The 11155-nt window shown below is 66.5% G+C and carries 11 protein-coding genes and 1 tRNA gene; 6 read left to right on the plus strand and 6 right to left on the minus strand.

The genetic code is table 11. The features are described 5' to 3' along the window. On the plus strand, positions 1–774 hold a 774-nt coding region (locus B4M62_RS08605), incomplete at its 5' end, for an acyl-CoA dehydrogenase family protein (RefSeq protein WP_290706714.1). A gap of 11 nt (positions 775–785) precedes the next feature. Next, the gene (locus B4M62_RS08610) at positions 786–2282 is read left to right on the plus strand and encodes a DUF4185 domain-containing protein (protein WP_290706715.1); all 1497 of its coding nucleotides are present in this window, start codon (positions 786–788) and stop codon (positions 2280–2282) included. A 356-nt stretch (positions 2283–2638) separates the two neighbouring features. Here B4M62_RS08610 and B4M62_RS08615 read toward each other — a convergent pair whose 3' ends face one another. Next, the gene (locus B4M62_RS08615; RefSeq protein ID WP_290706716.1) at positions 2639–2989 is read right to left on the minus strand and encodes a hypothetical protein; all 351 of its coding nucleotides are present in this window, start codon (positions 2987–2989) and stop codon (positions 2639–2641) included. A gap of 298 nt (positions 2990–3287) precedes the next feature. Between B4M62_RS08615 and ectA the strand changes: the two genes are divergently transcribed. The 4 genes from ectA to B4M62_RS08635 all read left to right on the plus strand — a co-directional run bounded on the left by ectA (position 3288) and on the right by B4M62_RS08635 (position 7335). Continuing rightward, positions 3288–3800 (plus strand): diaminobutyrate acetyltransferase, encoded by a 513-nt coding sequence (gene ectA, locus B4M62_RS08620; protein WP_290706717.1) that lies wholly within the window; start codon positions 3288–3290, stop codon positions 3798–3800. 58 nt (positions 3801–3858) lie between these two features. After that, positions 3859–5130, plus strand: a complete 1272-nt coding sequence (gene ectB, locus B4M62_RS08625) for a diaminobutyrate--2-oxoglutarate transaminase (RefSeq protein ID WP_290706718.1) — start codon at positions 3859–3861, stop codon at positions 5128–5130. Then, positions 5127–5564: an ectoine synthase gene (locus tag B4M62_RS08630; protein WP_290706719.1), complete on the plus strand. Its 438-nt coding sequence runs from the start codon at positions 5127–5129 to the stop codon at positions 5562–5564. Before ectB ends, B4M62_RS08630 begins: the two co-directional genes overlap by 4 nt. A 145-nt stretch (positions 5565–5709) precedes the next feature. Beyond that, positions 5710–7335 (plus strand): DHA2 family efflux MFS transporter permease subunit, encoded by a 1626-nt coding sequence (locus B4M62_RS08635; RefSeq protein ID WP_290706734.1) that lies wholly within the window; start codon positions 5710–5712, stop codon positions 7333–7335. Here the strand turns inward: B4M62_RS08635 and B4M62_RS08640 are convergent. The 5 genes from B4M62_RS08640 to B4M62_RS08660 form a co-directional block, all read right to left on the minus strand. Beyond that, entirely contained in the window at positions 7313–8383 is a 1071-nt protein-coding gene (locus B4M62_RS08640) for an AI-2E family transporter (protein WP_290706720.1), read from the minus strand. The genes B4M62_RS08635 and B4M62_RS08640 overlap by 23 nt on opposite strands. 86 nt (positions 8384–8469) lie before the next feature. Further along, positions 8470–8542: transfer RNA gene (locus B4M62_RS08645), tRNA-His, on the minus strand. Between the two features lie 107 nt (positions 8543–8649). Continuing rightward, on the minus strand, positions 8650–9249 hold the full coding sequence (gene orn / locus B4M62_RS08650) for an oligoribonuclease (protein WP_290706721.1): 600 nt from the start codon (positions 9247–9249) through the stop codon (positions 8650–8652). A gap of 19 nt (positions 9250–9268) precedes the next feature. After that, entirely contained in the window at positions 9269–10072 is an 804-nt protein-coding gene (gene cmrA, locus B4M62_RS08655; protein WP_290706722.1) for a mycolate reductase, read from the minus strand. A 14-nt stretch (positions 10073–10086) separates the two neighbouring features. After that, on the minus strand, positions 10087–11155 hold a 1069-nt coding region (locus B4M62_RS08660; protein WP_290706723.1), incomplete at its 5' end, for an FAD-dependent oxidoreductase.

Raw genomic sequence — 11155 nt, forward strand, 5'->3', positions numbered from 1 at the left:
GCCATCGCGATGACCGAGCCGGGCACCGGGTCAGATCTGCAGAGCGTCAAGACCAAGGCCATCAAGGACGGCGACGACTACGTCATCGACGGATCCAAGACATTCATCACCAACGGCGGCCAGGCGGACCTGATCGTCGTGGTTGCCAAGACCGACCCGAATGAGGGCGCCAAGGGCATCTCGCTGATCCTCGTCGAGGCTGAGCGCGAGGGCTACAGCCGGGGCCGGGTGCTCGACAAGATCGGCCAGCGCGGTCAGGACACGTCGGAGCTGAACTTCGACGGTGTGCGGGTGCCGCAGACGAACCTCCTGGGTTCCGAAGAGGGGCAGGGGTTCATCCAATTGATGCAGCAACTGCCGCAGGAGCGCCTGATCATCGCCGTCACATCCGTGTCCGGCATGGAGACGGCGGTGGAGCACACGGTCGCCTACACCAAGGAGCGGGAAGCATTCGGGAAGCCGGTGTTCGCCTTCCAGAACACCAAGTTCAAGCTCGCCGAGTGCGCCACCGAGGCGCGGATCGGGCGGGTCTTCGTCGACGACTGCATCATCAAGCACATCAACGGCGAATTGGACATCCCGACCGTCGCGATGGCGAAGTGGTGGACTAGCGACCGGTCGCAGGTCGTCGCCGATGAATGCCTGCAGTTGTTCGGCGGGTACGGCTACATGAACGAATACCCGATCGCGCGCATGTGGGCCGACAACCGGGTGCAGAAGATTTACGCGGGCACCAACGAGATCATGAAGGAAGTTATCGCGCGCTCCCTGTAGCGTTGTACCGCATGGGTAGCGGCCGTCGGCGCATCGTGTGGCTCGCAGTCTCGGCGGCGCTCGCCTCGGGTGCCCTGGTTCCCGTCGGCAGGTCGGCTGCCGCGCAGATGCTCCCCAGTTCGGGATGCGTGAATGATGCGCCCGCAAAGCCGACACCACATCCGATTGGCCCCGCGGACATGTTGCCGAAGGAGTTTCGGCTCGAGTTGCCCTACCCGCGCCTGCTGCCGGTGCCCGAGCCGGCGCCGCATAAGACACCGGTCCGCATCCCGTCGCAGCAACCGCCGACGAAGAAGAAGCGCTGCATCGATCCGTGCCCGGACCTCACCGACCACAAGAAGCCGAAGCCATCGGGGGCCACCGGATCGTTGGGCAGCCTGGCGGCACCGAAGATCACGTTCAAGCTCAAGCCGATCGATATTCCGTACCCGGTGCCCAATCCCCATCCGCCGATTGTCCCGCCGCCGCCGGCAGCGGTGAACCCGGGATTCGATCGCGCCCCGCAGGCCTCCGCGCCGCGCCCGCCGCGCGTCCGATCGGTGCGCTGGGTGTCCACCCTCACCGGAAAGGGCTCGACCAGTCGGACCGACAAGCGCTGGCAGGTCATGGGCACCGACCTCGGCATCATGTGGGAGTCCAAGCCGGGGCAGATCGCGGTGGCATTCGGCGATACGTTCGGCAACGGCTTCAAGCCGCCAGGGGCGAATGGGGGCGACTGGCGCAGCAACGTCATCGGGTTCAGCTCGGACCGTGACCTGGGCAACGGCATGTCCATCGACACCATGGTCCAGGACAGTCGGTGTCATGCGGTTCAGGTCGTCGACTCGCGCCACATCAACTTCTACGAGTTGACGACGATCCCCACGTCGGGCTTCGCCATCGGCGACCGGCAGTTCATGACCTACATGTCGGTCCGTATGTGGGGGATGGTTCCCGGGGTGTGGTGGACCAACTACGGCGGGCTGGCGTACTCCGACGACGGTGGGTCGACGTGGACGCGCGACCCGCACCTGCGGTGGGACAACGTCTTTGGGACATCGCAGTTCCAGGTCTCGTCGATGGTTCCCGACGGTGACTACGTGTACATGTTTGGCACGCCAAACTCGCGTTACGGTTCGGTGGGCCTGGCGCGAGCCCGCCAGACCGAGGTGCTCAACAAGACGTCGTACCAGTACTGGCACGACGGCCGATGGATACCCTCGCGCGACGCCAATGCGGCTTCGGTCCTGTTTGGCGGCCCTACCGGCGAGCTGTCGGTGCGCTTCAACGCCGATACCGGACTATGGGAGATGACCTATCTGGACATCGTGCGGTCCGCCATCGTGCTGCGCACGGCGCGCACCCCGCAGGGGGTGTGGTCGCAGCCGGTGGACTTGGTTCATTCGGGTGACGGGGCGCAGCTCTACGGCGGATTCATCCATCCCTGGTCGAGGGGCAATGATCTGTACTTCACCCTGAGTCAGTGGTCGACCTACAACGTGAGTCTCATGCGGGCCCGGGTCTACTGATCGGGCTGCGTGGTGTCGCTGAAGGCGAATCCGAGTTGCGGCCGCGGATGCGCGAGTAGCGTCGACCGCAGTACGCCGGGGTGCGGCGCACAACTGATGTGACGGGCGGGTGTTCGCCAGTGGCATTGGCGGCCGAAGCGCTGAATACGGAGAGAATGAACACGGAGAGGATGAGAAGCGATGACACCGATTGGTAAGAAGGTGGCGGCAACGGTCGCGCTGACCGCCGGTCTGGCCCTTGGAGTGGGTGGTTTGACCACTGGGACGGCTGCGGCGGAGCCCCGCTATGGTGCGCCGTGCACGGATCAAAACGGGGCGCCCGGATACTACATCTGGGAGAACCCGGACAAGTCGGCCTATAACAACACTTTGATCTGCAACATCACCGGAAACGCGCCTCGCGGCAAGCCGAAGCCTGCACCGGCGCCGCCGCCGTTCGGCAGCTGACCCATGGCGTGCCGAACAACGATGAACCGTTCGATGAGAATGATGGTGTTCGCACCGATGGCCGCGGGGGTGCTGGTGCTCGGCGCATGTTCGACCTCAACGAACCAAACCCCGAGTAGTAGTAGTTCGCCGGCGTCGACGCCGGCGACGTCACCCTCGGCTCCGTCACCCTCGGCTCCGGCACCCTCGGCTCCGGCAGCGCCGGCAGCGCCGGCTCCGGCAGCGCCGGCTCCGGCAGCGCCGGGACCGGCCCAGCCCAATCCCGTAGAGAAGCCGCAGCCCGAGAACCAGCTGCCGCAGGGTCGTGACGACGATCCGGGCGGCAAGCCGTGTACCGACCAAAATGATGCGCCGGGCCACTACATCTGGAGTGACAGCAGCAATCAGTGGGTTTGCGAGATCACCGGGGATGCACCGCAGGGCTGAGGCAAGAGCCCACAACCGAGTGTGAGCCATCTCACACATGTGGGTTGAGCAGTGGTAAGGCGACCATTTCGGTGTCCGATTTCCGCTGCGGGGTGACTTTGGTCCCCGGTCGTGGTTACGGTCGATTCAGGTATGAGGCTGTCACAGACAAGCGCGACCACGAATACGTCCGACGGGCCTGCTTTGCGGCAGCCGCGACTCTCCGACGGTGCTGCCATGCACCGCCTGGCCGGTGATACGGGCGTGCTCGACGTCAACAGCGTGTATGCCTACGTGCTGTGGTGTCACGACTTCCCGTCCACATCGGTGGTCGCCGAGGTCGACGGCGAGCTCGCCGGTTTCGTCACCGGCTATCGACGTCCCGCCGACCCGTCGGTCCTGATGGTGTGGCAGGTGGCCGTCGACGACCGCCTCCGCGGTCGGGGGGTCGCCGCCCGCATGCTCAACCACCTGCTCGACGGCGTCGCCCCCGGTGGTGCCAGCCGCCTGCACACCACGATCAGCCCGGACAACACGGCGTCGCAAGCCCTGTTCGCCGCGGTGGCCAAGCAGCGCGGCCTGACCTTGTCCCGTCGCCCCCTGTTCGCCGCGACCGATCTCGGCGACGGGCACGAGCCCGAAGACCTCTACATCCTCGAGCCCTGATCATCGCCCACCACATACGAAACCAGTGAAGACATACGAAACGAATTGAGGAATATTGATGCAACTCCTATCGCAACCAGTGACCAGCGAGATCTTCACCGACCATGAGTCGGAGGTTCGGAGCTATTGCCGCAGTTGGCCGGCCGTTTTCAGTCGGGCCAAGGGGGTATGGCTCACCGACGTCGACGGAAGGCGCTACCTCGATTTCTTCGCCGGGGCGGGTGCGCTCAACTATGGACACAACAATCCCGCACTCAAGGGCCCGCTGCTGGAGTACCTGGCCCGGGACGGCATCACTCACAGCCTGGACATGTATACCGAGGCGAAAGGGGAGTTCCTGACCTCGTTCCAGGAGCTGATCCTTGATCCGCGCGGCCTTGACTATAAGGTTCAGTTCCCCGGGCCGACCGGGACTAATGCGGTGGAGGCGGCGCTCAAGCTGGCGCGCAAGGTGACCGGGCGCGAATCAATTATCAGCTTCACCAACGCGTTCCACGGGATGACGCTGGGTTCGCTCTCGGTGACCGGAAACTCGATGAAACGCGCCGGTGCGGGTGTCCCGCTCGTCCACGCGACACCCATGCCGTTCGACAACTACTTCGGCGGCGTCGTCGAAGACTTCCATTGGTTCGAGCGCGTGCTCGACGACTCGGGCAGTGGGCTCAACCGGCCGGCGGCGGTCATTGTGGAGACCGTGCAGGGCGAAGGCGGGGTGAATGTTGCGCGCGCCGAGTGGTTGCGGGCGCTGGCCGAACTGTGCCGTCGACGCGAAATCCTGCTCATCGTCGACGATGTGCAGATGGGGTGCGGGCGCACCGGCACCTTCTTCTCCTTCGAGGAGGCCGGGATCGTGCCCGACATCGTGACGCTGTCGAAGTCGATCGGCGGTTACGGCATGCCGCTGGCGCTGACCCTCATCCGTCCCGATCTCGACGTCTGGGGGCCTGGCGAGCACAACGGCACCTTCCGCGGCAACAACCCGGCGTTCATCACCGGTGCCGCCGCACTGCGCGAGTATTGGTCCGACGACACCCTCGCGCGCGACGTCGTCGCGACGGGGGACCGGATCGCCACCGCTTTCACCGAGATGGGCGAAACGCACCGCGGGCTGTCGCATCGCGGGCGTGGAATGGTGCGCGGACTCGTCTTCGACGACGCGCCGGCGGCCGCCGGTGTCTGCGCGGCGGCCTTTGACGCCGGACTGCTGGTGGAGACATCGGGTCCGTCCGACGAGGTCGTCAAACTGTTGCCGCCGTTGACGATTGGCGCCGATGATCTCGACGTCGGGCTGACCGTTCTCGCTCAGGCGGTCGACGAGGTGCTGGCATGATCGTTCGGTCGACGGCCGAGATCACCGGGACCGATCGTGACGTCGTCGCGCCGAACGGCAGCTGGCGCTCCAAACGGATCGTGCTCGGTGGCGACCGGGTCGGGTTCTCCTTCCACGAGACGACGATCGCCGCTGGCACGGTCAACGACTTCCACTACGCCAACCACGTCGAAGCCGTCTGGCTCGTGGCGGGTGAGGGGACGTTGACCAACCGGGAGACCGGCGAGGTCCATGTGCTGGCGCCGGGAGTGATGTATCTCCTCGACGGCCACGAGCGTCACACCGTCGCCGCGACGACCCGGCTGCGGATGCTGTGCGTCTTCAGTCCGCCCGTCGTCGGAACCGAGGTGCACGACGAGAACGGTGTCTATCCGCTCGTCGAGGTGCCGTCCCTGTCGGCGAGCGCAAGCGCGTCCGATTCGGGCGTCGCCTAGCCGATCGGCCCGACACCGTGGTGACGGCCGAGGCCGATCTCGACTAGGTCGCGAGTTTCGATGCTGCAGTGCACTTCCCATCGAGGCCTTGGGTACGCTCATCGTCGTGCAGCGCGGCCACTGCGGCCCGCGCCGGGAAGGACAGATGAGCGCCGAAGCCCCCGAGACCGGCCCGAGTAGGCGGGACTGGTTCGCCCTCGCCGTTCTCTCTATCGGGCTCGGCCTGATCGTGCTCGACGGCACGATTGTCGGCGTCGCACTCCCGACGATTATCCGCGACCTGCACCTCGACCTCACCGACGCCCAGTGGGTGAACAGCCTCTACGCCGTGCTCCTGGCCGCACTGCTGCTGTCGACCGGCAGCCTTGCCGATCGATTGGGCCGCAAGCGCATGTTTCTCGCCGGCATCGTCGTGTTCGTCGGCGGCAGTCTCATGGCCGCCGCGGCGCCGTCGGCCGGCCTGCTGATCGGCGCGCGCGCCGTGCAGGCGGTCGGTGCGGCGTTCATCATGCCCGCCACATTGTCCACCGTGAACGCGGTCTTTCGGGGGAAGTCCCGGGCTGCGGCGTTCGGCGTCTGGGGGGCGGTCATCTCCGGTGCCGCTGCTATCGGCCCGCTGGCCGGCGGTGCGCTCACCCAGTGGGCGTCCTGGCACTGGATCTTCCTCGTAAACCTGCCGTTGGGTGCGCTCGTCTTCATCGCCGCCCTCATCACCGTCCCCGAGACCCGGGGTGAAAAGAAGCGTCCCGGCGTCGACGTCGACGGGGCGCTGCTCAGTGCGATCGGATTCGGTGCGCTCGTATTCGCGGTCATCGAGGGGCCCGACCTGGGCTGGTGGACCCCGAAGAGGGCACTGTCGATCTTCGGCTGCACCTGGCCCAGCGAGCGGGTCTCGGTCATTCCGGTCGCACTGGCCATCGCGGTCGTCGCCCTCGTCCTGTTCGTGATCTGGGAGCAACACCGGGAGAAGGTGCAGCGATCGGCGCTGCTCGATCTCAGCCTGTTCTCCTTCCGCACGTTCTCGTGGGGCAACCTCACCGCCGGCATGGTCGCGGTCGGCGAGTTCGCCATCCTCTTCGTTCTGCCCCTTTACCTGATCAACGCACTCGGACTCGATGTGATGGGCGCCGGGCTGGTGCTCGCGGCAATGGCCGTCGGAGCCTTCTTGTCGGGGGCGGCCGCCCGCCACCTGGCAGCCAGATTCGGTGCGCCGGGCACGGTGCTGATCGGACTCGCCCTCGAAGTCGCCGGGGCGATTGCGCTTGCGCTCATCCTCAGCGGCGACACCCCCGGCTGGCTGATCGCGCTCCCGCTGGCCTGCTACGGCCTCGGTCTCGGCCTGGCCTCGGCCCAGCTCACCGGCACGGTGCTCCGCGACGTGCCCGTCACCATCTCCGGTCAGGGGTCGGCGACGCAGAGCACCTTCAGACAGATCGGATCGGCGCTCGGCACCGCCTTCGCCGGCGCCACCCTGTCGATCTCCCTGGCGCTCACGCTCCCGTCCGCGCTCAATACGGCGGGAATCCGCGGCCAGGCCGCTGATCAGCTCGCCGAAACGACGCGACAGTCGGCCGGCACCACCATTGCGCAGCTGCGCGCCCAGGGCGATGCGGGCTTGCTCGGCGACCAGACGGCCACCGCGGTCCGAGCCCTGACGACCGGGTTCGCCGATGCGACCCGGTGGGCGCTGCTCGTCGCGACGGTATTCCTCGCTCTCGGGTTCATCGGCGCGATCCGCCTGCGCCGCGCTAGTGGGCCAGATCAGGTTTGAGGATCGCCGGCGCTCCGGTCGGGCCCGGACGCGCCCGGCGTTGGCGAATCGCGGTCATGGACTTCAGGGTGGCCGCCAGGACCGGCGCGCCCAGAATCATGCCGAGCAGCCCGGCGACCGTGCCGCCGATAATGGTGGCCAGAAGGACCGAAACCGGGTGCAGCTGTAGCGAATTGCCCAGCGCCCACGAGCTGACCGCGCTTTGGATGGTGCCGTTGGAAATGATGAACGTGGCGGCAATGATCAGCGCCGCCGGGAGGCCGCCGGCCCCAAAGGCGATGAGCACCGCGAAGATTCCCGTGATCCAGGCGCCCACAAAGGGGAGGAACGACAGGAAGAAGTAGAGGATGAAGATCGGCACGGCCAGTGGCACGCGCAGGATCAGCAGCGGCACCATGAAGATCGGTGCGGTGATGAGGGCGGTGATGGCCGTGCCGCGGAAGTAGCCGCGCACCGAGTCTCGGGACAACGAAACCACGTCGACGACTGTCTCCTCATCGAGCGAGGTGGATCGGGCCAACCAGGACGGAAACCTGTATCCGTCGCGCAGGGTGAAGAACAGGAAGAACACCGAGAAGAAGATGCCGATAATGAGCGAGACGGCCCCGTAGAAGGTGTGGGTTACCGCGCCGAGGAGGCCTTGGCCGAGCTGCGTCGAGTGGCCCTCGAACGCGGACCGGGCACGCTCGAGCCACGCGGGGTCGAGGTCGTGGTTGCGGATCCATTCGACCATCGAGCCCCAGCCGGTGGTGAGCTGGCGGGAGATCTCCGGGATCTGCGACAGGAAGCCACGGATCACAATGGTGAGGGTGAGGGCCAGGCCGAGGATCGCGATCAGCAGGGTCAGTGCGGTGGCCACGGTGGTGGGAACGCCCAATCGCCGCAAGAGGGTGGCGACCGGTTCGAGGACCATGCCCAGGATCACGGCGACCACAAGGGGGATCAGGATGCCGCTGATGGCGCTGATCCCCATGGACGCGACGACGACGATTCCGACGATGCCCAGGGCGGACCAGCTCGCGACTCCGAGGCGCTTCACCCTGCTCATGTTTTGCTCATCCAACACGGGAGGCCCTCCTTGGGTGGCAGCGAAAACGGCGCCCGATCGGTGAAGATGCGGGCGCCGACTTTCGGGGTGGCTGACGGGGCTCGAACCCGCGACATCCAGGATCACAACCTGGTGCTCTACCAGCTGAACTACAGCCACCATCGGCACTGACCGGCGGGATCGCCGTCGCCCAGAGCCAGGCTCCTACTCTAGCGGGTCCACGGCGACGATGACCAATCGGTTGCCGGTCGGCGTGTTCGCCCAGATCAGGCCTGGTCGAGGTCGGCCACGATGGCGGTGATCGTGTCGGTGTCGGGGCCCGGATCGGGAACGAAGGCCGCTGCCCGGTAGTAGCGCAACTCGTGGATGGATTCGCGAATGTCGGCGAGCGCTCGGTGCGCGAGCCCCTTGGGGGGCTGGCCGAAGTAGACCTTGGGGTACCACCGGCGGCACAGTTCCTTGATCGAACTGACGTCGACCATGCGGTAGTGGAGGTACTCGTTGAGCCTGGGCATGTCGCGGGCGAGGAAGGCTCGGTCGGTGGCGATGGAATTCCCCGCCAGTGGCACCTGCCCCGACGAGGTCACGTGGGCGCGAATGTAGTCGAGGACCTGCTGCTCCGCCTGCGCCAGGGTCACCGTCGACGCGCGGACCTCATCGGTGAGCCCGGACGCCGCATGCATCTTGGTGACGACGTCGGGCATGTTGGCCAGCGCCTCATCGTCGGCGTGGATAACGATGTCCACGCCGTCGCCGAGGATGTTGAGGTCACCGTCGGTTACCAGTGCCGCAATCTCGATCAGCTTGTCCGACGTGGTGTCGAGTCCGGTCATTTCGCAATCGATCCATACCAATTTGTCTTGCACGCGGCCCACCCTAGTCCCGTCAGTCGCCGAGTTTGCGATAGAAGGCGCCGACGATGGGCGCCGTCAGCTTCCGCGGCGTGTATCCACCGGCCACCGACATCGCTTTCGACAGCACACCGGGTACGACGCGCATCTTGTTGCGATCCAGCGCATCCAGGCTCATCTTCGCGACCTTGGCGGTGTCATGCCAGAGGAAGTCGGGCACGTTCGCGTCGACGCTGCTCGACTCAGCAGCGGCGGGGGGCTGCGCCCGGACCGGTCCGGGCGCCAACAGGGTGACGTGCACGCCGAGGCCGCTCACCTCCGGGCGCAACGATTCGCTGAACGTGTTGACGAACGCTTTGCTCGCCGCATAGGTGGCGTTGTTGGGGATCGGCATGTTGCCGGCGGCGGAGCCGACCATGAGAATTCCGCCGGAACCCCGCTTCACCATCTGCCCGAGCACCGCCAACGTCAGGTCGTGCACGGCGTTGACGTTCAACCGAACCTGCGCCCGCTCATAGCCCGGGTCGAGATCGACGAGGGGGCCGAACGTCGCCACCCCCGCGTTATTGGCGAGGATCGAGATCTCCCGGCCCTCGAGTTCGCCGCACAGCACGGTCACCGCCGTCGCATCGGACAGGTCTATCGCGCGAACCTCGACGGGCACCCGGTAGTGCTCACGCAACTCGGTGGCGAGCTCTTCCAGGATGTCGCCGCGGCGCGCGACCAGGATCAGGCCGTGGCCGCGGGCCGCGAGTTCACGGGAGAGGGCCATCCCGATGCCCGACGACGCGCCGGTGACGACTGCTCTGGCCTGCGTGGATGGCTGTGGTATTCCCATGACCCCAATCGTAGTCAGGGGAGGGCGGCCGCGACCTCGGTGCCCTGTCGGATGGCTCGCTTGGCGTCGAGTTCGGAGGCGAGGTCGGCGCCGCCGATGATATGGGTGGTGAGGCCGGCAACGGTCAGCGGATCGACGAGATCGCGGACCGATTCCTGTCCGGCACAGACGACGATGTTGTCGACGCCGAGTACTCGCTTGCCGGTTTCATTGCCCTCTTTGTCGTGGAGCGTCAGGTGCAGCCCGGAATCGTCGATCAGGTCGTAGACCGCGCCGGAGATCTGCTCGACGCCCTTCATCTTGACGGTGGCCCGATGTACCCAGCCGGTGGTCTTTCCCAGCGTCTTTCCCTGCCGGCCGGGCTTGCGCTGAACCATGAACACTTCGCGCACCGGGGGCAGCGGCCGCGGCTTGGTGATGAAACCGGGGATCGACAGGTCCTCGGATACGCCCCATTCCTGCTCCCACTCCTTGAGGTTGAGGGTGGGCGACTCGTCGACGGTGAGGAACTCGGTCACGTCGAATCCGATCCCGCCGGCGCCGATGACTGCGACGCGCTTGCCGATCTCGCGGTGACCCAGCACCGCATCGGCGTAGGACATCACCATCGGGTGCTCGATGCCGGGAATATCGGGGATGCGCGGGACGACGCCGGTCGCGATCACGACGTCGGTGAACTTCGCCGCGTCGCCCGTGGCGGCGCTGGCGCGGCCGTCGAGGATCGCTTCGGCGGTGACCCGCTCGCCCAGGTGGACCGTGACGTTGTTGATCTCGAGTTGCCGCGTGTAGTAGCGGATCGTCTCGTTGAACTCCTCCTTGCCCGGGATCCGGGCCGCGATGGTGAACTGGCCGCCGATGGTCTCGCCGGCCTCGAACAGCTCGACGCGGTGGCCGCGCTGGGCCGCCGACACGGCGGCGGCGAGTCCGGCCGGGCCGGCCCCGATGACGGCGACATGGCGGGCGTGACGCGTCTGGCCCAGGGTGAGGGTGGTCTCCCGGCCCGCGCGGGGGTTGAGCAGGCACGAGACCTTTTTGCCGACGAAGGCGTGGTCGAGACACGCTTGATTGCAGGCGATGCAGGTG

The organism is Gordonia sp. UBA5067, assembly GCF_002414845.1.
GTDB classification, from domain to species: Bacteria; Actinomycetota; Actinomycetes; order Mycobacteriales; family Mycobacteriaceae; genus Gordonia; species Gordonia defluvii.